Genomic DNA, 23,917 nt, shown 5'->3' with positions numbered 1-23,917 from the left:
CGTTCCGCCTTTTCGAACTGACGTGAGGAGCCTCCTTGGCGCGCGACCCCTATCTGGAGCTTGGCGTTTCCCGCACCGCGAGCGCGGCGGAAATCCGCAAGGCTTTCCACAAGCTCGCCAAGCAGCATCACCCCGACGCCAACAAGGGCGACAAGAAGTCGGAAGAGAAGTTCAAGCAGGTCAGCGCCGCCTTCGACATCCTGGGCGACGCCGACAAGCGCAAGAAGTTCGACGCCGGCGAGATCGACGCCGACGGCCGCGAGACCATGCGGGGCGGGTTCGGCGGCGGCGGCAACCCGTTCGGGGCCGGCTTCGGCGGACGGGCGCGCGGCGGCGGCATGGGCGGCGGCGAGGGGCCGGAGATCGACCTCAACGACCTGTTCGGCGACATCCTGGGCCGCAATCGCGGCGCGGGGGCCGGGGCGGGCGGCGGCTTCGGCGGCGGCGGCTTCGCGGCCAAGGGCGCCGACGTGCGCGCCCGGCTCGACATCGACCTGGAAGAAGCGATCAAGGGCGGTAAGAAGCGCGTGGCCTTCTCGGACGGCCGCACGATCGACGTCACCATCCCGGCCGGCGCCCAGGAAGGCCAGACGCTTCGCTTGAAGGGACAAGGCAGCCCGGGCCGGGGCGGCCAGGGCGACGCCATGATCGAACTGGCCATCAAGCCGCACCCGATCTACCGGCCCGAGAACGGCGCCCTGGTCATGGACCTGCCGATCTCGGTGCCCGACGCCGTGCTGGGCGGCAAGGTCGAGGCCCCCACACCGGACGGCCCGGTCACCCTGTCGATCCCGAAGGGCTCCAACAGCGGCGCCAAGCTGCGGCTGAAAGGCCGAGGCCTGGCCGACGCCAAGGGCCACCGCGGCGACCTGTTCGCGCGGCTGGTGGTGACCCTGCCGGACACGCCGGACGCGGAGCTGGAGAAGTTCGCGGAGACGTGGCGCGAAAAGCGGCCGTACGCGCCCAAGCGGCGGTAGCTCAACCTTGGTTTGAGAAAACAGCTTCCCACGACCGGCGAACGCTGGCAGCATGCTTGAGCTGTCCAGAGGGGGCTCGGGGATGGACGACAAACGGCTGAAGGCCGTCGAGGCCGAGATCGCCTACACCATCCGCCAACGCGCTCCGCACTGGCAGAAGCTGCAGGACCGCGTCGTCGCGGTCGTGAGCGAATACGAGACATCGGAGGCGCTGTACGGCGCGATCTACCGGATCTATTCGCGCGCCGACAAGCAGAAGGCGACCCAAGAGGCCAATCCGCACATGAAGTCGGCGCGGAAGATCGCCGAGGAGATCTGCCTGCGGCGCCACGGCGGCTTCAAGATCCGCAACGGCAAGCCGCTCGAGATCGAGCCCGATCCCACGTTCGGGATCGGCAACATCACCGACGTGGTGGGCGTGACGATCGTCTGTCCGTTTCCTTCAGACGTCGCCCGGGTGGTCGCCCATGTGATGGCCGACGATCGGCTGGGCAAGCGCGGCGCCCTCAAGGTGCATGATCGGGACGACTACGCGGCCACCCATCTGCAGGTGCGCTTTGTCGACGACCCGCTGGATGGCCTGGCCTGCGAACTGCAGGTCAAGACCGCCTTCCAGGACGCCTTCGGTTGGAAGGTGCACGACCTCAGCTACAAGGCCGAGACCAACACCGACGATTGGTTGATCGACCAGCTGAACAAGATCAACGTGGTCATCCGCGCGGCCGACGAGATGAGCGACCAACTGCGCGTGCGCATCGCTCGCGAGAACGCCTATGGCCTGGCGCGTCGCCGGTTGGCCAAGGACTCGCTGAAGCGCAATATCCTCGACAGTGTCCGCAAGGACTCCGACGAGGCGCGGAAGGCGGCGATCTCGGACGTCCTCGAGCGCCTCGACAGGGCGTTGGAAGGCGGCGGCGCCAAGCGCGGCGAACTCTTCACCACGCTGCGCGAGGATATCCAGCAACTGATCGCCAGGCTTGGCTATTCAGCGACCACCTTCCGGGTGGCGGCGCTCTACGCCATCGACTGCGGCCGCACCGACCAGATGTGGTGGCTGGACGAGCACCACCTGGCCTGGACCCGGAATCTCCATCCCGAGACCCGCCCGGAGGACCTTGAGTCGTTCTGCCGGGCGGCCATCACCTGCGGCATCGGCCACTACTGCGCGGGCGACCTGCCTGGCGCGATCCTCGTGGGCGACAAGGCGCTCGAACGCGTCCGGAACATCGACAACGTCCTGGTCGGTCACCTGGCCACCAACGTCGCCTACTACTACGCCGAACGGTTCGGCCAGGGAGGGAAGGTCGAAGACGCCGAAAAGGCCAAGGAGTTGACGGCGTGGGCTAAATCGATCCTGACCGAGGAGCAGGGAGCCTTGCTGAAGGACACGATCGGCTACGTCCTGATCGAGACGGGCGAGACCGTCGAAATGGTCGAGGAGGGCCTGAGGCTCTGCCGGGACGCCTACGGCGATATCCAGTCCAACGGCCAGGACGGGCTCAAGCCGCCCAGCCAGAAATTCTTCGAGCTGCACCGCGAAATCGCCTATCGGCGGCTGGCCGATCTCACCCAGAGCCCGGAGGAGTCGCTGAAAAAATAAACCCCAGCTGTGGCCCTATGGGCCCTTGTAAACCGGGAACCGGACGACCTACGTTCGGTTTGTCACGCGAGGTGGCGACTGGAACGACCCGGTCCCGCCTCGAACAAGGATTGCATCATGACCTGTTGGCCTCACGATTGATCGCGCCCGAAAGGGTTATGAAACGGCTCAGGGGGGCTTGGCGGAAGCCAGGCCCCCCGAGTTGTATCTGGGGTCCTGCCGGTCAGCCCGCGCCGCGTCGCGGGCCTAGCCAACCCCCGCCGGCAGCGCGGCCTTCTTGATCAGGTAGGCCCCCTGGCCGATGCCGAAACTGCCCAGCAGGGCGGTGTCGACGTCGGGGAGCTGGGTGGTCTTGACGATGTCGACCAGGGTTAGGAACTCCCAGCTGGCGCAGGCGAAGATCACCGTGGCCACACCGCTGATCAGGATCATCTGGAAGTCGCCCAGGTCGGCGGCGCCGAAGTCGTCGCACACCAGGTCGGTGACCCTGGGCCGGGACGCGGGGGCGGCGGGCGCGGGCGCCGAGGCCGGGGCGACGCCCGTGGCGGCGGCCGCCGCGGCGCTGGAGGCCTTCTGCACGGCCACCACCTTGGCCGCCCCGAACGACAGGCCCGAAAGGCCGGTCATGGCCAGGACGTTGGTGGTCATCGAGATGCCGCCCATGAACTCCCAGCCCAGGAACCAGGCGCGCAGGATCAGGGTCGCGCCATAGACCATGGCGACCACGCCGAACCACAGCACCAGCTGGGTCTGGGAATTGCTCATGCGGTTGTCGTTGCCGACCGCGAAGCGCCAGGGCCTGCCGCCGGTGGCCAGGGCGGCGACGACGACGATCACCGCGAAGGCGGCGCCCAGGGCGATCAGCCGCTGCAACACCGGCACGGGCCGGGCGACGCGAGTGATCTGCACCACGTGCTCGGGGTTCAGCGGATCGTCGACCGTCAGCCAGATGCGGTCGCCGGGCCGGGCGCCCAGGTCCAGGGTCGTCTTGTCGGCGACGCGGTCCACGGTCAGCACCACGGGGTAGGCGGCGCCGGTCGGCAGGAACGTCAGCTGGTCGGAATTGGCGCCCAGTTTCGAGGGCTCGACCCCGATGGCCTGGATCACGCCGTCGGCCGTGGCGGGCGAGGCGCTGGGCGGCGGCGCGTCGGCGGCGGCCATGGTCAGGCTTGGAGCCAGGGCCAGGGCCAGGCCCAGCGCCAGACCGCAGGCCAGGACCAGGCCTCGTGGATTTCCGAACGGTCGCATGCGTTTCCCCCCCAGGACCTTCAGGATCGGACCTCGCGAGGATCCGACGCCGCGCCCGGACGTTGGGCTGTAACCCAGCGTCCTACACGCAACAATTGCACGCTAGAACCGTGTTATTTGACTGGCAAGTCCAGGGCGAAAGCTCCGTTCGCGGCGTTTCCGCGCCAGGATCGGCCGCGCGGCGGCAAGCTTTGCTTTCGTGCGCCGAATCCGTGACAGAACGACGCTACCCGTCCATAACGGCCGTGTTCAGCCTCTATTCAGCCGCCAAGCTCTAAACCGGAGCCCATGAAGCCGATCCACTTCCTCTTCGCCGCCGTTCTGGCCGCCTCAGCCCTCCCGGGCGTGGCGTCCGCGCAGCGCGGCCCGGACTCGCTGGGCGCCGATTGGCGCGCCCGGCAGGACCAGGCGCGTGGCGGCGTGCAGTCGGGCCAGCTGGTGCCGCTGAGCCGGGTGATCGAGCAGATCGGCCGGCGTACGCCCGGCCGCGTGCTTGACGCCGGCCTGGAAGGCCCCAACTACCGGGTCCGCTGGGCCACCACCGACGGCCGCCGCATCGACTTCATCGTCGACGCCCGGACCGGTCAGATCCTGAGCGCCAACTAACCCCTACAGCGTCACGAGACAGAGGCTCCTCCATGCGTATCCTGCTTGTCGAAGACGATCCCGACCTGTCGCGCCAGCTGAAGCTGGCCCTGGGCGACGCGGGCTACGCCGTCGATCACGCCGCCGACGGCGAGGAGGCCCAGTTCCTGGGCGAGACCGAACCCTACGACGCCGTCGTGCTGGACCTGGGCCTGCCCAAGGTGGACGGCGTGTCGGTGCTGGAGCGCTGGCGGCGCGGCAATGTCGCCACCCCGGTGCTGATCCTGACCGCGCGCGGCTCGTGGAATGAAAAGGTCGCGGGCTTCGACGCCGGCGCCGACGACTACCTGACCAAGCCGTTCCACACCGAGGAGCTGCTGGCCCGCCTGCGCGCCCTGCTGCGCCGTTCGGCCGGCCACGCCTCGCCCAGCCTGTCGTGCGGCGGCCTGCGCCTGGACCCGCGCGCGGCCCGGGCCAGCGTCAACGGCGAGCCCCTGCGCCTGACCTCGCTGGAATACCGCCTGCTGCACTACATGATGATGCACCAGGGCCGGGTGATCGGCCGCACCGAGCTGGTCGAGCACCTGTACGACCAGGACTTCGACCGCGACTCCAACACCATCGAGGTGTTCATCGGCCGGCTGCGCAAGAAGCTGGGCAGCGACCGCATCGAGACCGTGCGCGGCCTGGGCTATCGCCTGACGCCGCTGGAAGGCGAGACGACCGAGTGACCGCCAGCGCGTCCCGCGAAAGTGTGAGCGGTTTCGCGACAAGGACGCGCTGCAAACCAACTTGCGGGGCCCGCTAGACATGTGGGACCTCAGCAAGCGTTCGCTGGTCCGGCGGCTGGTGCTGCTGGCCGGGATCTGGAACCTGGTGGTGCTGGTGCTGGCGGGCGTGTTCCTGACCGCCCAGTTCCGCGACGCGGCGATCCGGCGCTTCGACCAGTCGCTGGCCGTGCTGACCGACGACCTCTACGCCGGGTCCAGCGTCGACGGCGGGGTGCTGAAGGCCCCGGTCCTGACCGACATCCGCGCCACCCGGGCCTATTCGGGCCGCTACTGGACGATCTTCGACCAGCCGGCGGGCGGCGGCGGGCTGAACGTGCTGGAGCGCTCGCGCTCGCTGTTCGACAGCGACCTGATGATCCCGGCCGAGCAGTCCGAGCGGCTGATGTCCGAGCCGGGCAAGACCCTGTTCTTCGACCTCAAGGGTCCGCAGAACCGGCCGCTGCGCGCCGCCGCCCTGCTGGCGCGGCTGCCGGACTATCCGCGGCCGGTGGTGTTCATCGCCGCCGAGGACCGCACGCCGATCGACGCCGACGCCGACCGCTTCGCCCGCATCACCGCCGTGGCCCTGGTCATCCTGGGCGGCGGCCTGATCGCCGCCGTGGTCGTGCAGGTGCGGGTCGGCCTGCTGCCGCTGTTCCGCCTGCGCCGCGAAGTGGCCTCGGTGCGGCGCGGCCGGGCCGAGAAGCTGGAGGGCGTCTATCCCGAGGAGCTGGAGCCCCTGGCGGTCGAGCTGAACGCCCTGCTGACCCACAACCAGGAGGTCGTCGAGCGCCAGCGCACCCACGTCGGCAACCTGGCCCACGCCCTGAAGACCCCCCTGTCGGTGATGCTGACCGAGGCCGGCCAGCAGCCGGGCTCGCTGGCCGACGTGGTGGCCCGCCAGGCGGCGACCATGCGCGAGCAGGTCGACCACCACCTGCGCCGGGCCCGCGCCGCCGCCCGCTCCCAGACCTCGGGCGAGCGCACGCCGGTCGAGCCGATCATGGACGAGCTGGCCGTCACCCTGGAGCGGATCTTCCAGGACAAGGGCGTCGTGATCGACTGGCGATGCCCCGAGAACCTGTGCTTCCAGGGTGAGCGCCAGGACTTCATGGAGCTGGCCGGCAACGTGATGGAAAACGCCGGCAAGTGGTGCAAGGGCAAGGTGCGGGCCGAGGCCGTGGCCAGCTCGCCCGAGCAGATGACGCTTACGGTCGATGACGATGGCCCTGGCCTGCCGCCGGACCGCTGGAGCGACGCCCTCAAGCGCGGCCAGCGGATGGACGAGCACACCCCGGGCTCGGGCCTGGGCCTGTCGATCGTCGACGAACTGGCCCGCGCCTACGGCGGCTCGGTGACCCTGGGCGCTTCGCCCCTGGGCGGCCTGCGGGTGACGCTGATTCTGCCACGTTCGGAGGGATAAGGGCGAAACGCCTTTCCCGATTTCCCCGGTGAGGGGAAAAACACGCCTTTGGCTCAACCCAGCATTTCGTCGGTTTTCGACAGACACCGGTGACAACGATCCAGCGACCTTTCGACGCTGATCTTCGACCACCAAAAACATATGGTTTCGGAAAGTCTTAACCTCGTTGGCAACATGGTTGACGCGGCCCGGGAGCGGGCTGGTCCAGCGGGGGGTTATGGCCGGGGTCGCCGCCAATAAGTTGCTGATGGTTCGGAAGCTGGTGGAAACCGCGCCCGACGCCGCGTTGCGCAGTCTCGAACTCGCCCTGGCCGGTCCGGCCGGCGGGCAAGGCGCGTTGGCGGCCGTGCGCGGCCTCGTCGAGGACGAGACCGCCGCCCGCTATGTCCGCAACAGCGTCCTGGCTCCGATCGTCCCGCTGTGCGCCAAGCGCGACACCGAGCAGACCTCGTTCCCGCCCCGCACCCTGAGCCTGCTGTGGACCGCGCTGAGGACCGTGGCGCCGAGGGAGGTCGAAGAGGCCGCCGCGCGCTGCAATCCGTGGGACCTGGACGAGGGCCCGCCCGAAGTTTTCAACGACCTCTGCAAGATCGCCTCCAAGGGCCTGCGCGCCCAGGCCGAGCCCGGCTTCCAGGCGCTGGACGCCATCTGCGACATCGACGAGCTGGCCTCGTGCCTGGAGCTGGCGCACATCGTCCGCATGGCCCTGCCTCGGCTGCAGGAGTGGGTCAGCAAGATGAACGAGGAGCGCGCCTCCTCGGCCCGGCTGGCCTACAACGACGCCTGCGCCATCCGCTCGGACGCCGGGCCGCTGCTGTTCGAGATCCTGGCCGCCCACCTGCCCGACGACTGGCGGATCCTGCGGGTGATCTCGGCGGTCATGGACCGGCCGGGCGACAAGTTCTGGGCCTCCTCGGAGGTCAGCGTGTTCGGCGAGCGGGTGCTGGCCGATATCGCCAGGAACATCGAATTCATCGCGAACTTCGACGCCGGCAAGGGCGAGGCCGAGGGCCGCAAGGCCGCCCTGGCCGCCCAGAAGGTCTCGCAGGAGATCGCCGAGTTCGAGCATTCGGTGAACCTGGCCAAGGACGGTCCCTGGGGCCGGCGGATCGCCAAGCACAAGCAGGCCGTCGCCGAGACGGTCGAGATGCGGATGAACGGCGCCGAGCGGGAATTCCTGGCGGCCCTGCCGCTGCGGCCGATCTCGATCCTCGGCGGCAAGAAGGGCAAGGGCGTGCCCCAGCTGACGACCGAGCCCGACGAGGTCGCCGGCCGGCGGCTGACGGCGGTGCTGGTGTTCATCGCCGAGATTCGCGGCTGCGCCATGCAGAGCGGCTACGGCTCGAGCCGGGCCAAGGTGCTGGAAAAGCTGAACGGACGCCTGGACCAGTACATCGAGGACATCCTGCACGTGGTCCGCACCGGCGACGGCGGCGACCAGGGGCTGGCGCGTCTCTATGTCGACCTGGCCGCCGGTTACATCGCCTACAGCCGCGACGAGAAGACCGCCGAGATCGTCCGCCGCCGCGCGGCCGCGGCGATGGCCGCGGCGGCCTAGGCAACCCAAAATCCGCTCTTCCCGGCGAAGGCCGGGATCCAGATGGAATGGCGGTGTGGCTGACGCCAGGAGCGCCGAGCTCCTCCAACCCACTACACCGCCATGAGATCTGGATCCCGGCCTTCGCCGGGAAGAGCGGACGAGAGGAATGGGTCCAAAACCGATCCCCTCCCTTACGCGATCCTTACGCGATTTTTTCGCTAACGGCCGGCGCCGTTTCCCAGCTAACACGCGGTCCATGATCGCTTTCTGGATCGCCGCGGCGGGATTGTCGGCCGTCGTCGCCGCCCTGATGCTGCGCGGCGCCGCGCGGGCGTCGTTGGCTGTGGGCGACGACGCCAGCCTCGCCGTGCACCGGCGGCAACTGTCCGAGATCGACGACCTGGCCGAGCGCGGCCTGCTGGCCGACGCCGAGCTGAAGGGCGCGCGGGCCGAGGCCGGACGCCGCCTGATCGCCGCCGCCGACCACAAGGCCCCCTGGCCGCCGGCCGATCCCCGGCAGCGGCCCCTGGTGCTGGTCCTGGGCGCCGCCGCGCCGATCCTGGCCCTGGGGATCTACGGCATGATCGGCGCGCTGGGCGTGTCCGACCAGCCGTACCTCAAGCGCGTGGCCGAGTGGCGCAGGACCGACCCGGTCCAGCTGGAGCCGCGGAAGATCGCCGCCGTGCTGGAGCAGATCGCCCTCCAGCATCCGACCGATCCCGAGCCGCTGAAGAACCTGGCCCTGGCCCGCATGGCCGCCGGCGACGCGACCGGCGCCTCCCAGGCCCTGCGCCGCGCCGTGATCATCGCCCCCGCCCGCGCCGACCTGTGGGCCGGGCTGGGCGAGACCTTCGTGGCCGAGGGGCAGGGCGAGATCGGCGTGGACGCCCGCAAGGCCTTCGCCGAGGCGCTCAAGCACGACCCCAAGAACACCAGCGCCCGCTATCACCTGGGCCTGGCCCGGATTTCCGACGGCGACGTCCAGGGCGGCCTGGCCGACTGGAAGGCCCTGCTGGCCGACCTGCCGCCCGACGATCCGCGCCGCATGGGCTTTGGCCAGCAGATCGCCCAGGTCCAGGCCGACGGCGGCCTGCGGGCCTCCGCCGCCCCCACGGGCCAGCCCGCCGAGGCGGCGCAGGGCGGTGACGTCCAGGACATGATCCAGGGCATGGTCGCGGGCCTGGCCGCGCGGCTCGACGCCAATCCCGACGATCCCGACGGCTGGATCAAGCTGGTGCGCGCCTATTCGGTGCTGGGCGACACGACCCGCCGCGACGCGACCCTGGCCAAGGCCCAGACACGCTACAAGGATCAGCCCAAGGTCCTGGCCGCGCTGAGCCAGGCCGCCCAAACTCCGTCCCAGAAGACGTCGCAGCCATGAGCTTCCTGCCCCAAAGTCTTTGGCCCAAGTCCCGCAAGGCGCGCCGCCGCCTGACCGTCCTGGTCGTGGCCGCCCCGGTGGTGGCCCTGGCCGTGGGCCTGGCCCTGTGGGGCATGCGCGACGCCATCTCGCTGTTCTACACCCCGGCCCAGGCCGCCGCCGCCCACGTGCCGGCCGGCCGCAAGGTGCAGCTGGGCGGGCTGGTCCAGGCCGGCAGCGTGGTCAAGCATCCCGACGGGCTGGTCGAGTTCGTGGTCGCCGACCAGACCTCCACGGCCCTGGTGCGCTACCAGGGCGACCTGCCCGACCTGTTCCGCGAGGGGCAGGGCATCGTCGCCTCCGGCGCCTTCGACGAGTCCGGCGCCTTCGTCGCCAAGCAGGTGCTGGCCAAGCACGACGAACGCTACATGCCGCGCGAGGTCTCCAAGGCGCTGAAGGAACAGGGCGAGTGGCGCGGCGACGGCGCCAAGCCGGCCTATCCCAGCGCTCAACCTGGAAAGCCCAACACGTGATGTCGGCCCTTCTCCTTCCTTCTCCCCTTGCGGGAGAAGGTGTCGCGCAGCGACGGATGAGGGGTCTCGCCGACCTGTCCGTGCGACCCCTCATCCGACCTGCTTCGCAGGCCACCTTCTCCCGCAAGGGGAGAAGGGGAGTTCTCGCATGATCACCGAATTCGGCGCCTACGCCCTCGTCCTGGCCCTGGTCCTGTCGGTGCTGCAGCTGATCCTGTCGGCGGTGGGCGGCGCGCGGCGCTCGTCGCTGCTGGCCGGGGCCGGACGCGGCGCGGCGGTCGGGGCCTTCCTCTGCACGGCCCTGACCTTCCTGGCCCTGGTCCATGCCTTCGTGGTGTCGGACTTCTCGGTGGCCAACGTCGCGGCCAACTCCCACACCGCCAAGCCGATGCTCTACAAGGTGGCCGGCGCCTGGGGCAGCCACGAGGGCTCGATGCTGCTGTGGTGCCTGGTGCTGACCGGCTACGGCGCGGCCGTGGCCAGCTTCGGCGAGGCCTTGCCGCCGCGCCTGCGGGCCTACGCCGTGGCGACCCAAGGCGCGCTGGGCGTGCTGTTCCTGGCCTACACCGTCTTCGCCTCCAACCCGATGACCCGGCTGTTCGACGCGCCGGTCGAGGGCGCGTCGCTGAATCCGCTGCTGCAGGACCCGGCCTTGGCCTTCCACCCGCCGTTCCTCTACTGCGGCTATGTCGGATTCTCGGTGGTGTTCTCGTTCTCGATGGCGGCCCTGATCGAGGGCCGGGTCGACGCGGCCTGGGCCCGCTGGGTGCGGCCCTGGACCCTGGCGGCCTGGAGCTTCCTGACCGTCGGCATCACCCTGGGCGCCTTCTGGGCCTATTACGAACTGGGCTGGGGCGGCTGGTGGTTCTGGGACCCGGTCGAGAACGCCAGCTTCATGCCCTGGCTGATCGGCACGGCCCTGCTGCATTCGGCCGTGGTGCTGGAAAAGCGCGGCGCCCTGCCGGGCTGGACGGTGTTCCTGGGCCTGGCCGCCTTCACCTTCTCGATGCTGGGCGCCTTCCTGGTGCGTTCGGGCGTGCTGACCAGCGTCCACGCCTTCGCCGTCGATCCCGCGCGTGGGATCCTGCTGCTGAGCATCCTGGGCATCGCGGCCGGGGCCGGCTTCTTCCTGTTCGCCGTGCGCGCGCCCAGCTTGAACAGCGGCGGCCTGTTCGCCCCGGTCAGCCGCGAGAGCGCCATCGTCCTGAACAACATCATCCTGTCGACGGCCACCGCGGTGGTGCTGGTCGGCACCCTGTTCCCGCTGATCCGCGAAGCGACGGACGGCGAGGCGGTGTCGGTGGGCGCGCCGTTCTTCAACATGACGTTCGTGCCGCTGATGATCCTGGCCATGGCCGTGCTGCCGGCCGGGCCGCTGCTGGCCTGGAAGCGCGGCGACGCCCGCCTGGTGGTCCGCCGCCTGTGGCTGGCCCTGGCGCTGGCCGCGATCCTGGGGCTGGTGGCCTTCGCCGTCGTCGCCCCGCGCAGCGCCCTGGCCAGCGCCGGCCTCGTCGTCGGCTTCTGGCTGATCGGTGGCGCGGTGCTGGAGCTGGGCGAGCGGGTGAAGGCCTTCCGCGCCCCTTGGGCCGAGGTGCGCCGCCGCCTGACCGGCCTGCCGCGCGGCGCCTGGGGCACCACCCTGGCCCACGCGGGCCTGGGGATCTTCGTGCTGGGCGCCTCGTTCGAGACCACCTGGCGGGTCGAGGCGGCCCAGGCCCTGAGCGTGGGCGGGCAGCTGAAGCTGGGCGCCTATGAGCTGGTCCTGACCGACGTCGGCACGGTGGAAGGCGGCAACTACATCGCCGAGCGCGGGATCGTGACGATCACCAAGGCCGGGGCCCTGGTGTGCGAAGCCAAGCCTGAGCGCCGCTTCTACCCGACCGGCAAGCAGACCACCTCGGAAGTGGCGATCTGCCCCAAGGTGCTGGACGATCTCTACGTGGTGCTGGGCGAGCGCCGGGAAGGCGCGGGCGGCCAGCCGGCCTGGCTGGTGCGGGCCTTCGTCAATCCGTGGGTGCGGCTGATCTTCCTGGGCCCGCTGGTCATGGCGATCGGCGGCCTGGTCTCGCTGTCGGACCGCCGGCTGCGGTTCGGCGTGGCGAAGCGCGCGGAGACGGCGGCGTGAAGCGCCTCCTGATCGCCCTGGCCGCCATCGCCTGCATGGCCGGCGCCGCCGCCGACCCGGCCGAGCGCCTGCCCGATCCCGTCCAGGAAGCCCGGGCCCGCGAGATCTTCCGCGAGGTGCGCTGCCTGGTCTGCCAGAACGAGTCGATCGACGATTCCGAAGCCGACCTGGCGGGCGACCTGCGACAGGTCGTACGCGACCAAGTGAAGCAGGGACGCAGCGACAAGCAGATCCGCGCGTTCCTGGTGGAGCGCTATGGCGAGTTCGTGCTGCTCAAGCCGCCGTTCTCGCTGGGCAACGCGCTGCTCTGGGCCACGCCTGGGATTGCGTTGATCTTGGGCGGCGTGCTGATGGCGCTGCTCCTGCGTCGGCGGACCGCGTCGGTCGCGGACGGTGAAGATGCGCAGACACTTTCCCAGGTGGAGGAAGCGCGTCTTCAGGTGTTGTTGAAGGACGAATGACACGATTGCGCCGCGAAGACGCCGCAAGACCATCTTGAGCGTGGACGCATGATCTCTTCGAAGACCATTGCGCCTTTCGCCAGCGCAACTAGGTTCTCAAGCCAAGGACCCGGCGCCGCGCGCCGTGGGTGAGGAAAGACGTTAAGATGGCTGCTAGGAAGTCTGGTTTCTTTGTCGGTGCGGTCGCCGGCGCGGGCGTGGCCTGCGCGGCGCTGGCCGGGGTCGGCATGCGCATGGCGCCCGCGGGCGCCGCCGAGCCGGCCCAGGTGGTTCGCACCTCGGGCGCGCCCGCTCCGATGTTCGCGCCGCCTCCCGGCGCGCCGATGTCGTTCGCCGACATCTTCGAACAGGTCTCGCCCGCCGTGGTGCAGATCGACGTGACGTCCAAGGCCGCCGCGGCCCCGCGCCTGCGCATCCCCGGCCTGGAAGGCTTCGACATCGTGCCGCGCGGCCAGAAGCCGGGCGAGGAGGGCGAGGAAGCCGCTCCGGGCCCCAAGCAGCAGTCCTCGGGCTCGGGCTTCTTCATCTCGGCCGACGGCTATCTGGTGACCAACAACCACGTCGTCGCCGACGCTGACGACGACGGCATCAACGTCGTCCTGAAGGACGGCCGCGAGTTGAAGGCCACGGTGGTCGGCCGCGACGAAGGCACCGACCTGGCGGTCCTGAAGGTGGTCGACCCCAAGGCCAAGGGCGCGGCGTTCCCGTTTGTGAACTTCGAGAACCAGGCCAAGCCGCGGGTCGGCGACTGGGTGATCACCATCGGCAATCCATTCGGCCTGGGCGGCACCGCCACGGCCGGCATCATCTCGGCCTATAACCGCGACCTGGGCGACAGCTCGTCGACCTTCGTCGACTACATCCAGATCGACGCGCCGATCAACCGGGGCAACTCGGGCGGTCCGTCGTTCGACATCTACGGCCGGGTGATCGGGGTCAACACCGCGATCTTCTCGCCGACCGGCGGCTCGGTGGGCATCGGCTTCGCCATCCCCGCCGACGTGGCCGAAGCCACCGCCAAGCAGCTGATCAGCGGCGGCAAGGTGGTGCGCGGCTATATCGGCGCGCAGATCCAGCCCTTCACCAAGGAAATGGCCGAAGCCCAGGGTCTGGGCGAGATCAAGGGCGCGATCGTCGCCGACGTGCTGGACGGCGGTCCTGCCCAGAAGGGCGGCCTGATGCCCGAGGACGTGATCACCGCCGTCAACGGCGTGCCGATCAAGAGCGGTTCGGAGCTGACCCGCGAAGTGGCCAAGGGCCGTCCCGGCGACACCCTGAAGCTGTCGGTCCTGCGCGGCGGCAAGCCCCGCACGGTCGACATCAAGTCGGGCGTGCGTCCGACCGAGAAGGAGCTGGCGCTCAGCGACGACGACAGCGACGAGGGCGGCGCCGACACGCCGACCAAGCCGCAGGTCCAGAAGTCGGAAGCCCTGGGCATGAGCCTGGCGCCGATCGACGACGCGGCCCGTCGCACCTACAGCATCGACGCGACCGTTCGCGGCGTCCTCATCGACGGCGTTAAGGCCAATTCCGACGCCGGCGAGAAGGGCCTGCGCAAGGGCGACGTGCTGACCAGCGTCAACGGCGACCCCGTCACCTCGGCCTCGCAAGTGGCCTCGGCGGTGGAAGCGGCCAAGAAGCTGCAGCGCCCCAGCGTCAACCTGCGCATCATCCGCGCCGGTCGTCCGACGATCGTGCCGCTGAAGATCGCGCCGTAAGGGTAACGCGGATACGCGGGGGCTTTCGCCCGCGCGCGGATCACGTCACCATCTCGGGGACGTGACGACGACACGACAGAGGGCGTCATCGATTCGCACGATGACGCCCTTTCGTGCATCTGGGGATCTGGCATGCGTATTCTGATCATCGAAGACGATCTCGAGGCGGCGGCGGCGATGCGCCACGGCCTGACCGAGGCCGGCTACGATTGCGTCCACGCCCCTGACGGCGAGGCCGGCCTGACCGAGGCGGGCAAGGGCGGCTTCGACGTGATGATCGTCGACCGCATGATGCCCAAGAAGAACGGCGTCGAGGTGGTCGAGACCCTGCGCCGCGAGGGCGACCAGACGCCGGTTCTGTTCCTTTCGGCTCTGGGCGAGATCAACGACCGCGTCGTGGGCCTGCGGGCCGGCGCGGACGACTATCTGGTCAAGCCCTACGCCTTCGCCGAGCTGATGGCCCGGGTCGACGCCCTGTCGCGTCGCCGCGAGACGGGCGCGGTCGCGACCACCCTCAAGGTGGGCGAACTGGAAATGAACCTGATCAACCGGACGGTCCATCGCCAGGGCAAGGAGATCGATCTCCAGCCCCGCGAATTCCAGCTGCTGGAATTCATGATGCGCCACGCCGGCCAGTCGGTGACCCGCACCATGCTGCTGGAGAAGGTGTGGGAATACCACTTCGACCCGCAGACCAACGTCATCGACGTGCACATCTCGCGCCTGCGCTCGAAGATCGACAAGGGCTTTGACCGGGCCATGCTGCAGACCGTTCGCGGGGCGGGCTACCGGCTCGATCCGTAGGCGGCGCGGTTTGGCGGTCGGCCGACCCGTGTTAGGCTCGTGGCATGAACAAGCTGACCCAGCCCGTTCCTGACGATGAAGCCGACTTCGGCCCCGAGCTTTCCGAGGCCGAGATGGACGCCTGGATAGCGCGCAATCGCGAGGCCATTAACGAATCTCTGCGTGAGGCGCGTCAGGAATTCGCGGAAGGCAAGGCCGAGCCTTGGAACTCCGAGGAGATCATCGCCGGCGCCTTGAAGCGCATGGCTGAGGAAGATCAATAGTCCGGAATGGTCCCGCCGACGGTTGTCAGAAGCGCGAAGGCCGTCGTCGACGCGGAGGATGTCTTCATCTGGATCGCGCGGCGTGACGGTGCGAGCCGAGCCCGCGGCGTCATCTTCAGAATTGAACGGACGCTCGAACGGCTTGCCGCCCGCCCGGGGCTGGGACGTGTCAGAGCCGATTTCGTGGGCGAGCCGAGATCGTTTTCAGTACCGCCATGGCTTGTGGTCTACGAGCCTCTCGCGGAGGATCGCGGAATTCTCGTGCTCCGCATCCTCGACAGTCGCCGAGACATCGCCGCCCTCATGGGCAAGAAGAGCTAGCCCATGCGCCTGCCGCGCCTGATCCGATCGACGCCGTTCCGGCTGACCCTGCTGTTCCTGGCCCTGTTCGCGGCGGCCGCCAGCGCGTTCCTGGGCTACATCTACATCGCCACCGCCGGCGAGGTGAACCGCCGCGCCGACGCCGACATCACCCGCGAGATGGAGAGCCTTGAGGCCGCCTACCGGGTGGGCGGGATCAACGCCCTGAACCAGACCATCGTCGAGCGGGCCACCGGCGAGCGGCCGTTCCTGTACCTGCTGCTTGACAAGGACGGCAAGCGGATCTCGGGCTCGATCGAGGAGTCGCCGATCGACGACTTCGAAGGCCCGGGCCCGACCTGGGAGACCTTCAAGCTCACCGAGACCGACATCGACGGCGCCGAGGTCAAGCGCGCGGCGCGGGGCGTGCAGGAGCGCCTCTCCGGCGGCGAGGCCCTGTTCGTCGGGGCCGACGTCCAGGAGTCGGAAGGCTATGTGATGAAGATCGTCCGGGCGCTGCGCGGGGCCGGGGCGCTGGTCATCATCCTGGGCTTGGCGGGCGGGGTGCTGATCAGCCGCAATGTCTCGCGCAGCATGCAGGGCCTGGTCGATGTCGTGAACGCGGTGCGGGCCGGCGACTTGCACGCCCGGGCGAGGGTGCGCGGCACCCGCGACGAGTATGATGAGCTGGCCGAGGGCCTGAACGACATGCTCGACCGCATCGAGCGGCTGATGGGCGGCCTGCGCCACGCCGGCGACGCCATCGCCCACGACCTGCGCTCGCCCTTGACGCGCCTGCGCGCCCGCATGGAGGTGGCCCTGATCGACGCCGAGAACGGCAAGGGCGATCCGATGGCGGCGCTGGAGACGGCGCTGATGGACGCCGACGGCGTGCTCAAGACCTTCAACGCCGTGTTGGCCATCGCGCGCCTGCAGGCGGCCGGCGAGGCGCCGAACCAGGAAAGCTTCGACGCCAGCGAACTGGCCTCGGACATGGCCGAGCTCTACGAGGCCAGCTGCGAGGACAAGGGCCTGGACTTCAAGGCCGAGATCGTCCCGGCGCTCAGCATCCGGGGCAATCGCGAGTTCATCGCCCAGGCCCTGGCCAACCTGCTGGACAACGCCATCAAGTACACGCCCGAGGGCGGGGCGGTGATGCTGCGCGCCCGGCGCACCTCGTCCGGCGACCTGGAGTTCTCGGTCACCGACACCGGCCCCGGCGTGCCCGAGGCCGACCGCGCCCGCGTGGTCCAGCGCTTCGTGCGGCTGGAGAACAGCCGCAGCGAGCCGGGGGCGGGGCTGGGCCTGTCGCTGGTCCAGGCGGTGGCCGCCTCGCACGGCGGCCGGCTGGAGCTGGCCGAGGGGCCGGGCGAGTACGGCGGCTTCGGTCCGGGCCTGCGGGTGGCGTTGGTGCTGCCGCGGGTGGAGTAGGGGGGCGTGGCTCACTGACTTGCCCCCACCTGACGGCTTCGCCGTCTTTCCGCCCCCATAGGGGGCGAAGGCTCCGGCGCACGGCGTCCTCTTCCCCCTGTGGGGGAAGACGGTCGCGAAGCGACCCGCAGGGGGCAGGCGCCAGCCGCCCGGACCTATTCCGGCCGCCCGTACACGACGTCATAGCACCGCTCCCGGCCCAGCCTGGTCGGGCAGAACCCCGTCTCCTCCGAGCCCTCGCGGATGATCACGTAGCGGTCGCGCTTGCAGGCCCACCACTCTTCCTCGAAGCCGGCCCCGCCGTCCTGCTTGAACACCGGCTCGTCGCCCTGGGCGTAGAAGCGGGTCATGCCGGTCAGGCCGCCGAAGCTGCCCCAGCCGTTGACCAGGCCGCAGACCCGGCCGTCGCGGCGCGCCCAGACCCGGCCCAGCTCCAGGGCGTGCGGCTGGTCCAGGCGGGCGATCAGCCGCGGCTTGACGCTGGCCCAGCGCACCCGCGCCATCGACTTGGCGGCGACCAGCCGCGAGCCCGTGGCGGGGCGCTTGGGTTCGACCTTCATCTCGTACTGGACGAAGAACATCAGCATCAGCCCGACGCCCAGCACGATCAGCCCCATGACCAGGACGTCGAACGCCCGGACAGCCAAGGCCTTGTGTCGGGCGCCACGGCCGCGCCGCTCGGGCATCCGCAGGATGAAGGCCATGTCCGCTCCCCCAGGTCGAAGCTGGTTTACATCTGTAGATTATAGAAGTTACAGATGTAATCTACAGCGTCAAGGCAAGCGCGACGTCAGGGCTAGGCGGCGAGGGCGGCCTAGTGGCTGTTCAGGACGGGCAGGGTGATGCCGTCGGCCGGGGTGTCGCCGACGAAGCGGCCGGGCCACGAGGTCTCGTACTGCGGCACGGGACCGCGCGGCGTGACGGTCCAGACGCCGCCGGCGGTGATGATCGCCAGCAGGAAGATCGCCGCCGCGCCCGCCGTCTGGCGGCGATAGCTCGGCTCGGGACGGCCCAGCAGCTTGACCCGCAGCAACAGCGGATGGGCCGCGAAGAAGCAGGCCAGGGCCGAACCGGTGCGCCGGGTGTGGGCCTCGACGAGGGCCTCGGCATAGGTGCGGCGCAGATCGGGGCGCAGGCTCAGGACGGTGGCGTCGCAGGCCATCTCCTGGTCCAGCCGGGCGCACAGGGCGCCGACATGGACCAGCGGGTTGCACCAGCCCAGCACCTGGATCCCGGCGATGACCAGATTGGCCACGGGATCGCCGCGCTTGATGTGGGCCCGCTCGTGCAGGTCGACCATCTTGCGGGCCTGCTCCTCGAAGCGGGTGGCGAAGTCGGACGGCAGCACGACCCGGGGCCAGAACACGCCCATCACCGCCGGACCGGCGCGGCCGGCCTCGGCGCGGGCCCGGAAGGCGCGCTCCTGCAGCAGGATGGCCGTCGCCAGGGCGACGCCGCCGGCCAGCCAGACGGCCAGCAGCAGAACCGCGCGCTCCTCGCCCATCAGCGAGGCCGGCAGGCCCGAACCCAGGGTCTCCGACAGGCTGGGGAACACTGTGGCGATCGCCGCGACGGGCACCAGGGCCCACAGGCGGTAGGCCAGGCGCGCGCCGATCACCTTGCGGGTCGGACCGCGCAGCAACAGCACCAGCAGCACCGCCGCGGCGGCGGCCGCCTGGGTGCGCAGCAGAGTCAGGGCCAGCAGTTCAGCGACCATCTTCGAGACCCTCGATCAGAGTCTTCAGTTGCTTGATCTCGTCGTTGGACAGCGCGCGGTGTTGGGCGAAGTGCGCCACCAGCGGCGTCAGCTGTCCGTCGAACAGGCGGTTGAGAAGGCTCTGGCTCTCGGCCTGCACATAGTCGGCGCGCTGGATGATCGGGGCGTAGCGCGCCCGGCCCTCGATGCGGTCCGAGCGGATCGCCTTGCGCTTCAGAAGCCGGTTGATCAGCGTCTTGACCGTCGCCTCGCCCCAGCCCTGCGGCTCGGCGACCTCGGCCATGATTTCGTCCACCGTCAGGGGCTGGCGCGTCCAGAGCGCCTCCATGATGCGGCTTTCGGCCTGAGTGATGTTCATGGCGTTCCGATCTCCGACGCCAACGATTACGCCTGTAACATCGACTGTCAAGCGACCACGTTTCCGGGGCGGGGCGTCAGGGCTTGGCTTGCGCCTTCAGGGTCTCCAGCCGCGCCCGCGCCTCGGCGACCATGGCCTGGTCGCTGGCCGGGGCCTGATGGGCCAGGGCCTTGTCGCGCAGCACCTGGGCGATCGCGACGTTGAGGCTCAGGTGAGGCGCCTGGGCCAGCGGCTCGATCAGGGAGTCGGCGGTGTCGTACTCGCCCTTGCGGAGCAGGGCGATCACAGCGTCGATGCGGATCTCCTCGACCTGCGGGGCCATCAGATGGGCCTGGACCAGGGCGTCGAGCACCTGCTCGCTGCCCGCCGGCAGGGTGCGGGAATAGCGGTAGAGCGCCGGATAGAAGGTCGGGTCCAGCTTCAGGGCGCGGGCCAGCGCCTTCTTGCCCTCGGTGGTGGCCTCGGCCAGCCGGGCCGGGTCGCGCTTGCCGACGCTCAGCCACGAGACGCCCAGCAGGTACTGGGCGTAGGCGTCGGACTTGGTCGCCTCGGAGCCGCTCAGCATCTGGACCGCGACAGTCGGGTCGCCGAACACCTGCTGGGCGTGGGCCAGGGTGCGGACAGCCAGGGGATCGCCCGGATACTTGGCGGCCTTCGTCTCGATGGTCTTCAGCGCGTCGGCGGCCTGGCCGTCGCTCTCGCCGCGCCGGCCGCGGATCAGCCGCAGCGAGTCCAGCAGCAGGTCGTCGGCCGAGGGCGGCAGGGGGGTGACGACCACGTCGGTCGGGGCCAGGGGCTTGATCGGGATGACCGTCAAGGTCATGCCGGAGCGGGCATAGGTGGTCAGCTGCCTTTGCAGGGCGGCCTTGTCGGTCTTGAAGGCGGCGGCGAAGGCTTCGGGCTCGGCCTGGCCCGCGCGCAGGGCGGCGAAATAGGCTTGCAACTGGCCGGCGCGATCCGTGTCGCGCAGCAGATAGTGGGTCAGCAGCCAGCCCTGGGCGTAGACCATCCCGCCGCGCGTGATGCTCTGCCGCGCGTCCAGCAAGGCGTCCATCGACATCCACGGCTGCTTCTCCAGCGCGCGCACGCGTCCGTCGTCGACCCCGCCCAGCTGGATCGTGTCGCCCTTGACGAGGGTGGGCGCGAAGTACTCGGCGAAGCCCTCGGTGAACCAGAGCGGATAGGACCAGCTGAAGTACTGGCGCATGAAGTGGTGGGCGTATTCGTGCTGGAGGATCAGTCGCGCCTGGTCGCGGTCGACGCTGTTCCAGGAGACGAAGGCGGCGCGACCGCCGGGCCCCGCTCGGTAGAAGCCGGCGACCGCGCGATCCAGGCCCGGCTCGACCTTCTGCAGGTCGTCGCGCCCGCCGACCAGATAGATGTCCAGCCGGGCGACGGCGGCCTTGTCGTCGACCTTCATCACGGCCGCCAGCAGGCGGTGATAGCGTTCGAGGTCGGAGGCGGCCGTCCGCAGGTCGGACTCCTTGATCTCGCCATAGACGTTGAAGTGCTGGGTCTGGGCCTTGAGCCAGGTGTCGGCCGCCAGGGCCGGTCGGCAAACGACCAGGAACAGCAGGGCCACCAGGCCGCGCACGATTGTCTTCATGTCCGTTTCCCCACCCTCGGCGCACTGTGTCTCGCGCGCATATCTAAGGTTGAGGTTCGACGCGCGCGCTCGACAACCCATTTTTTGAAGTCCAACAGATGACCTCGCCGTTCCACCGCGCCACAGTGGCGGCCATGACTCGCCTGCTCGAACGTCTCACCCCCTGCGGCCCCGTCGTCGATCCCAAGGCCGCCGAGCGGGCGCACGAGGCGATCACGCGGCGGGTCGGCGAGGCCGCGCCCCTGGTCGAGGCCGCCTGGCCCGCCCTGGCGCCGGTGTTCGCCGCCTCGCCCTATCTGGCGGGCCTGGCGCGACGCGACGCCAAGCGGCTGCCCTCGATCCTCGATGGCGATCCCGATCAGCGGCTGGCCCGTGTCCTGACCGAAGCCGAAGCCGTGGGCGCCGAACCTGACTTCGAGACCGCCCGCCGGACGATGCGCGAGCTGAAGGCCGACCTGCACCTGCTGACCGCCCTGTGCGACCTGGGCGGGGTCTGGGACCTGGACGCGGTGACGGGGGCCCTGACCCGCTTCGCCGACGCCACCCTGCACGCCTCGCTGGCCCAGGCCGTGCGGCTGGAGGTGGCGCGCGGCGCCCTGACCCATGTGGGCGAGGGACCGGACGGCCCGGCGCCGGGCCTGTTCTGCATCGCCATGGGCAAGCACGGGGCCTTCGAGCTCAACTATTCCAGCGACATCGACTTCTCGATCTTCTATGCGCCCGAGGCCCTGCCGGTGGCGGAGGGCGTCGAGCCGCAGGGCGTGGCGGTGCGCATCGCCAACCACCTGGGCCGGCTGCTGGCCGAGCGGACGGTCGACGGCTACGTGTTCCGCATCGACCTGCGGCTGCGCCCGGATCCGTCCTCGACCCCGCCGGCCATGCCGATCGACGCGGCCCTCGATTACTACGAGAGCGTCGGCCAGAACTGGGAGCGGGCGGCGCACATCAAGGCGCGGATCTGCGCCGGCGACTTCGCGCAGGGCGAGGCGTTCCTGGCCGAGCTGCAGCCGTTCATCTGGCGCAAGAACCTCGACTTCGCGGCCATCGCCGATATCCACTCGATCAAGCGCCAGATCCACGCCTACAAGGTGGACGACCGGCTGACCGCCAAGGGCGCGGACCTGAAGCTGGGGCGCGGCGGCATCCGCGAGATCGAGTTCTTCGTCCAGACCCAGCAACTGATCCTGGGCGGCCGTCATCCCGACCTGCGCAGCCCGCGCACCCTGGAGGCCCTGGCCGCCCTGTCGGACGCGGGGCACGTCACGCCCGAGGACCGCGACTATCTGATCAAGGCCTATCGCGACCTGCGCGCCCTGGAGCACCGGGCCCAGATGATCGCCGACGACCAGACCCACAAGCTTCCGGAGTCCGACGCCGACCGCAAGAAGGTGGCGGCCCTGTGGGGCCACGCGGCGCTGCGCAGTTTCGACGCCGTGGTCGGCCAGATCCTCAAGGGCGTGAACCGCCGCTACGGCGCGCTGTTCAAGGGCGAGGAGGAGCTGTCGTCGCGGTTCGGCAGCCTGGTGTTCACCGGCGTCGAGGACGATCCGGAGACCTTGGCCACGCTCAAGCGCATGGGCTTCTCCCACCCCGAACGGGTGGCCGCCACCATCCGCGGCTGGCACCACGGCCACATCGCCGCCACCCGCACCGCGCGGGGGCGCGAGCTGTTCACCCGCTTGGCGCCGCGCCTGCTGGACGCCGCCAACGCGACCGGCGCCTCGGACGACGCCTTCAACCGGTTCGGCGACTTCTTCTCGTCCTTGAGCAGCGGGGTGCAGATCCAGTCGCTGTTCCTGGCTCAGCCGCGATTGTTCGAGCTGATCGTCGAGGTCATGGCCTTCGCCCCGCGTCTGGCCAGCACCCTGGCGCGGCGTCCGACGGCGCTGGACGCGCTATTGGACCCGGCCTTCTTCGGGCCGATGGAGATGCCCAAGGACGCGCCCTGGGATCCTGCCGATTTCGAGGGGGCGATGGACGCGGCGCGGCGGCTGTTCCGCGACCAGAGTTTCCGGATCGGGGTGCGGGTGATCAGCGGCACGGCCGGTGCGCGCGACGCCGGTGCGGCCTTCGCCGACCTGGCCGACGTGATCGTCCGCGGGCTGGCCCCCGCCGCCCTGGCCGAAGTCGAGCGGCTCGGCGGCGAATTCCCGGGCCAGGTGGCCGTCGTCGCCCTGGGCAAGGCCGGCTCGCGCGAGATGACCGTCAAGTCGGACCTGGACCTGATGACGCTCTACGCCGCCGACGATCCGGCCGGCATTTCGGCCGTGAAGGCCTGGGGCGCCGAGAGCTTCTACGCCCGGTTCACCCAGCGCCTGACCTCGGCCCTGTCGGCTCCGACCGGAGAGGGCACGCTCTACGAGGTTGACCTGAAGCTGCGGCCGTCGGGCACCAAGGGGCCGGTGGCGGTCAGCTATGCGGCCTTCGAGGACTATTACGAGCGCGAGGCCGAGACCTGGGAGCTGCAGGCCCTGACGCGGGCCCGGGTGATCTGGGCGTCGTCGCCGGACTTCCAGGCGCGGGCGGAAGGCGCGATCGCCGCCGCCCTGCGTCGGGCGCGCGACCCGAGGAAGACCGCCGTCGACGTGCTGGAGATGCGCCAGCTGATGGAGGACGAGCGGCCCGGCAAGGGCGACTGGGACCTGAAGCTCACCCCCGGCGGCCTGGTCGACATCGAGTTCGCCGCCCAGTTCCTGCAGCTGGTCCACGCGGCGGCCGGCGGTCCGCTGGCGCAGAACACCGGCGAGGCCCTGGCGGCCCTGGGACGCGCGGGGCTGGGGGATCCGGCGGCCTTGGCGGCGTTGGAGGCCGCGTGGCGGCTGGAGCAGGACCTGTCGCAACTGCTGAAGGTGGCGCTGGAGGACGGGCATGACCCGGACACCGAGCCGAAGGCGTTCCGGACCCTGCTGGCGCGGGCCGGAGGCGTGCGGGAGTTCCGGTCTCTGAAGACGAAGCTGGCCAAGGCGAAGGTCGAGGCGCGGGGGGCGTTCGAGGCGGTGGTTAAATAGGCCCTCCCCCTGTGGGGGAGGCGACCGAAGGCCGGTGGGGGGAGTTGTCGGATCGTCGATCCGGGTCGAAGCCGGCTGCCGATCACTCCC

Annotated in this window: 21 protein-coding genes and 1 pseudogene; 17 read left to right on the top strand and 5 right to left on the bottom strand. The window is 70.0% G+C overall.

All coding sequences use genetic code 11. The features are described 5' to 3' along the window. Positions 1-35: 35 nt before the first annotated feature. Positions 36-977: a DnaJ C-terminal domain-containing protein gene (locus AC1DYP_RS21060; protein WP_477047976.1), complete on the top strand. Its 942-nt coding sequence runs from the start codon at positions 36-38 to the stop codon at positions 975-977. A gap of 82 nt (positions 978-1,059) precedes the next feature. Beyond that, the gene (locus tag AC1DYP_RS21055) at positions 1,060-2,577 is read left to right on the top strand and encodes a hypothetical protein (protein WP_477047975.1); all 1,518 of its coding nucleotides are present in this window, start codon (positions 1,060-1,062) and stop codon (positions 2,575-2,577) included. Positions 2,578-2,823: 246 nt separating this feature from the next. On the opposite strand, the gene AC1DYP_RS21050 is transcribed toward AC1DYP_RS21055, so the two are convergent. Continuing rightward, positions 2,824-3,825: a hypothetical protein gene (locus AC1DYP_RS21050; protein ID WP_477047974.1), complete on the bottom strand. Its 1,002-nt coding sequence runs from the start codon at positions 3,823-3,825 to the stop codon at positions 2,824-2,826. A 288-nt stretch (positions 3,826-4,113) separates the two neighbouring features. Here AC1DYP_RS21050 and AC1DYP_RS21045 point away from each other — a divergent pair, with 288 nt between their 5' ends. The 14 genes and pseudogenes from AC1DYP_RS21045 to AC1DYP_RS20980 all read left to right on the top strand — a co-directional run bounded on the left by AC1DYP_RS21045 (position 4,114) and on the right by AC1DYP_RS20980 (position 17,138). Next, positions 4,114-4,431: a PepSY domain-containing protein gene (locus AC1DYP_RS21045; protein ID WP_477047973.1), complete on the top strand. Its 318-nt coding sequence runs from the start codon at positions 4,114-4,116 to the stop codon at positions 4,429-4,431. 32 nt (positions 4,432-4,463) lie between these two features. Beyond that, entirely contained in the window at positions 4,464-5,141 is a 678-nt protein-coding gene (locus AC1DYP_RS21040; RefSeq protein ID WP_056442765.1) for a response regulator transcription factor, read from the top strand. 79 nt (positions 5,142-5,220) lie between these two features. Then, positions 5,221-6,603 carry an ATP-binding protein gene (locus tag AC1DYP_RS21035; protein ID WP_477047972.1) on the top strand — a complete coding sequence of 461 codons (1,383 nt, stop codon included), beginning with the start codon at positions 5,221-5,223 and terminating at the stop codon, positions 6,601-6,603. Between the two features lie 217 nt (positions 6,604-6,820). Then, positions 6,821-8,161: a hypothetical protein gene (locus AC1DYP_RS21030; RefSeq protein WP_477047971.1), complete on the top strand. Its 1,341-nt coding sequence runs from the start codon at positions 6,821-6,823 to the stop codon at positions 8,159-8,161. A 238-nt stretch (positions 8,162-8,399) separates the two neighbouring features. Next, entirely contained in the window at positions 8,400-9,524 is a 1,125-nt protein-coding gene (gene ccmI / locus AC1DYP_RS21025) for a c-type cytochrome biogenesis protein CcmI (RefSeq protein WP_477047970.1), read from the top strand. Beyond that, positions 9,521-10,036: a cytochrome c maturation protein CcmE gene (ccmE, locus tag AC1DYP_RS21020; RefSeq protein WP_477047969.1), complete on the top strand. Its 516-nt coding sequence runs from the start codon at positions 9,521-9,523 to the stop codon at positions 10,034-10,036. Before ccmI ends, ccmE begins: the two co-directional genes overlap by 4 nt. Positions 10,037-10,063: 27 nt before the next feature. Further along, positions 10,064-10,174: pseudogene (locus AC1DYP_RS21015) on the top strand (hypothetical protein); the annotation flags it as partial. 10 nt (positions 10,175-10,184) lie between these two features. Next, entirely contained in the window at positions 10,185-12,161 is a 1,977-nt protein-coding gene (locus AC1DYP_RS21010) for a heme lyase CcmF/NrfE family subunit (RefSeq protein WP_477047968.1), read from the top strand. Next, positions 12,158-12,622: a cytochrome c-type biogenesis protein gene (locus AC1DYP_RS21005; protein WP_477031875.1), complete on the top strand. Its 465-nt coding sequence runs from the start codon at positions 12,158-12,160 to the stop codon at positions 12,620-12,622. Before AC1DYP_RS21010 ends, AC1DYP_RS21005 begins: the two co-directional genes overlap by 4 nt. A gap of 146 nt (positions 12,623-12,768) precedes the next feature. After that, positions 12,769-14,340 carry a trypsin-like peptidase domain-containing protein gene (locus AC1DYP_RS21000; RefSeq protein ID WP_477047967.1) on the top strand — a complete coding sequence of 524 codons (1,572 nt, stop codon included), beginning with the start codon at positions 12,769-12,771 and terminating at the stop codon, positions 14,338-14,340. Positions 14,341-14,472: 132 nt separating this feature from the next. Continuing rightward, on the top strand, positions 14,473-15,144 hold the full coding sequence (locus AC1DYP_RS20995; RefSeq protein WP_477031877.1) for a response regulator transcription factor: 672 nt from the start codon (positions 14,473-14,475) through the stop codon (positions 15,142-15,144). A 44-nt stretch (positions 15,145-15,188) separates the two neighbouring features. Then, positions 15,189-15,407 carry a hypothetical protein gene (locus AC1DYP_RS20990; protein ID WP_477047966.1) on the top strand — a complete coding sequence of 73 codons (219 nt, stop codon included), beginning with the start codon at positions 15,189-15,191 and terminating at the stop codon, positions 15,405-15,407. 6 nt (positions 15,408-15,413) lie between these two features. Then, positions 15,414-15,728 carry a type II toxin-antitoxin system RelE/ParE family toxin gene (locus AC1DYP_RS20985; RefSeq protein ID WP_477031879.1) on the top strand — a complete coding sequence of 105 codons (315 nt, stop codon included), beginning with the start codon at positions 15,414-15,416 and terminating at the stop codon, positions 15,726-15,728. 3 nt (positions 15,729-15,731) lie between these two features. Next, positions 15,732-17,138: a sensor histidine kinase gene (locus AC1DYP_RS20980; protein WP_477047965.1), complete on the top strand. Its 1,407-nt coding sequence runs from the start codon at positions 15,732-15,734 to the stop codon at positions 17,136-17,138. 155 nt (positions 17,139-17,293) lie between these two features. On the opposite strand, the gene AC1DYP_RS20975 is transcribed toward AC1DYP_RS20980, so the two are convergent. The 4 genes from AC1DYP_RS20975 to AC1DYP_RS20960 form a co-directional block, all read right to left on the bottom strand. Beyond that, the gene (locus tag AC1DYP_RS20975; RefSeq protein ID WP_477047964.1) at positions 17,294-17,842 is read right to left on the bottom strand and encodes a hypothetical protein; all 549 of its coding nucleotides are present in this window, start codon (positions 17,840-17,842) and stop codon (positions 17,294-17,296) included. Positions 17,843-17,952: 110 nt separating this feature from the next. Then, positions 17,953-18,855: a M56 family metallopeptidase gene (locus AC1DYP_RS20970; protein ID WP_477031882.1), complete on the bottom strand. Its 903-nt coding sequence runs from the start codon at positions 18,853-18,855 to the stop codon at positions 17,953-17,955. Then, positions 18,845-19,213 (bottom strand): BlaI/MecI/CopY family transcriptional regulator, encoded by a 369-nt coding sequence (locus AC1DYP_RS20965; RefSeq protein ID WP_477031883.1) that lies wholly within the window; start codon positions 19,211-19,213, stop codon positions 18,845-18,847. Before AC1DYP_RS20965 ends, AC1DYP_RS20970 begins: the two co-directional genes overlap by 11 nt. 76 nt (positions 19,214-19,289) lie before the next feature. Beyond that, positions 19,290-20,819, bottom strand: coding sequence for a hypothetical protein (locus AC1DYP_RS20960; protein ID WP_477047963.1), 1,530 nt, complete (start codon positions 20,817-20,819; stop codon positions 19,290-19,292). A gap of 134 nt (positions 20,820-20,953) precedes the next feature. On the opposite strand from AC1DYP_RS20960, the gene AC1DYP_RS20955 reads away from it, so the two are divergent. Continuing rightward, positions 20,954-23,827, top strand: a complete 2,874-nt coding sequence (locus AC1DYP_RS20955) for a bifunctional [glutamine synthetase] adenylyltransferase/[glutamine synthetase]-adenylyl-L-tyrosine phosphorylase (protein ID WP_477047987.1) — start codon at positions 20,954-20,956, stop codon at positions 23,825-23,827. Positions 23,828-23,917 lie beyond the last annotated feature (90 nt).

The organism is Caulobacter sp. P1_D6, assembly GCF_056406095.1.
This window is presented reverse-complemented; position numbering and strand designations above follow the sequence as displayed.

Bases quoted from the DNA above. Each gene is read 5' to 3' on its own strand.
- AC1DYP_RS21055 (WP_477047975.1), top strand. From the start codon at position 1,060: ATGGACGACAAACGGCTGAAGGCCGTCGAGGCCGAGATCGCCTACACC.
- AC1DYP_RS21050 (WP_477047974.1), bottom strand. From the start codon at position 3,825: ATGCGACCGTTCGGAAATCCACGAGGCCTGGTCCTGGCCTGCGGTCTG.
- AC1DYP_RS21045 (WP_477047973.1), top strand. From the start codon at position 4,114: ATGAAGCCGATCCACTTCCTCTTCGCCGCCGTTCTGGCCGCCTCAGCC.
- AC1DYP_RS21040 (WP_056442765.1), top strand. From the start codon at position 4,464: ATGCGTATCCTGCTTGTCGAAGACGATCCCGACCTGTCGCGCCAGCTG.
- AC1DYP_RS21035 (WP_477047972.1), top strand. From the start codon at position 5,221: ATGTGGGACCTCAGCAAGCGTTCGCTGGTCCGGCGGCTGGTGCTGCTG.
- AC1DYP_RS21030 (WP_477047971.1), top strand. From the start codon at position 6,821: ATGGCCGGGGTCGCCGCCAATAAGTTGCTGATGGTTCGGAAGCTGGTG.
- ccmI (WP_477047970.1), top strand. From the start codon at position 8,400: ATGATCGCTTTCTGGATCGCCGCGGCGGGATTGTCGGCCGTCGTCGCC.
- ccmE (WP_477047969.1), top strand. From the start codon at position 9,521: ATGAGCTTCCTGCCCCAAAGTCTTTGGCCCAAGTCCCGCAAGGCGCGC.
- AC1DYP_RS21010 (WP_477047968.1), top strand. From the start codon at position 10,185: ATGATCACCGAATTCGGCGCCTACGCCCTCGTCCTGGCCCTGGTCCTG.
- AC1DYP_RS21000 (WP_477047967.1), top strand. From the start codon at position 12,769: ATGGCTGCTAGGAAGTCTGGTTTCTTTGTCGGTGCGGTCGCCGGCGCG.
- AC1DYP_RS20995 (WP_477031877.1), top strand. From the start codon at position 14,473: ATGCGTATTCTGATCATCGAAGACGATCTCGAGGCGGCGGCGGCGATG.
- AC1DYP_RS20990 (WP_477047966.1), top strand. From the start codon at position 15,189: ATGAACAAGCTGACCCAGCCCGTTCCTGACGATGAAGCCGACTTCGGC.
- AC1DYP_RS20985 (WP_477031879.1), top strand. From the start codon at position 15,414: ATGGTCCCGCCGACGGTTGTCAGAAGCGCGAAGGCCGTCGTCGACGCG.
- AC1DYP_RS20980 (WP_477047965.1), top strand. From the start codon at position 15,732: ATGCGCCTGCCGCGCCTGATCCGATCGACGCCGTTCCGGCTGACCCTG.
- AC1DYP_RS20975 (WP_477047964.1), bottom strand. From the start codon at position 17,842: ATGGCCTTCATCCTGCGGATGCCCGAGCGGCGCGGCCGTGGCGCCCGA.
- AC1DYP_RS20970 (WP_477031882.1), bottom strand. From the start codon at position 18,855: ATGGTCGCTGAACTGCTGGCCCTGACTCTGCTGCGCACCCAGGCGGCC.
- AC1DYP_RS20965 (WP_477031883.1), bottom strand. From the start codon at position 19,213: ATGAACATCACTCAGGCCGAAAGCCGCATCATGGAGGCGCTCTGGACG.
- AC1DYP_RS20960 (WP_477047963.1), bottom strand. From the start codon at position 20,819: ATGAAGACAATCGTGCGCGGCCTGGTGGCCCTGCTGTTCCTGGTCGTT.
- AC1DYP_RS20955 (WP_477047987.1), top strand. From the start codon at position 20,954: ATGACTCGCCTGCTCGAACGTCTCACCCCCTGCGGCCCCGTCGTCGAT.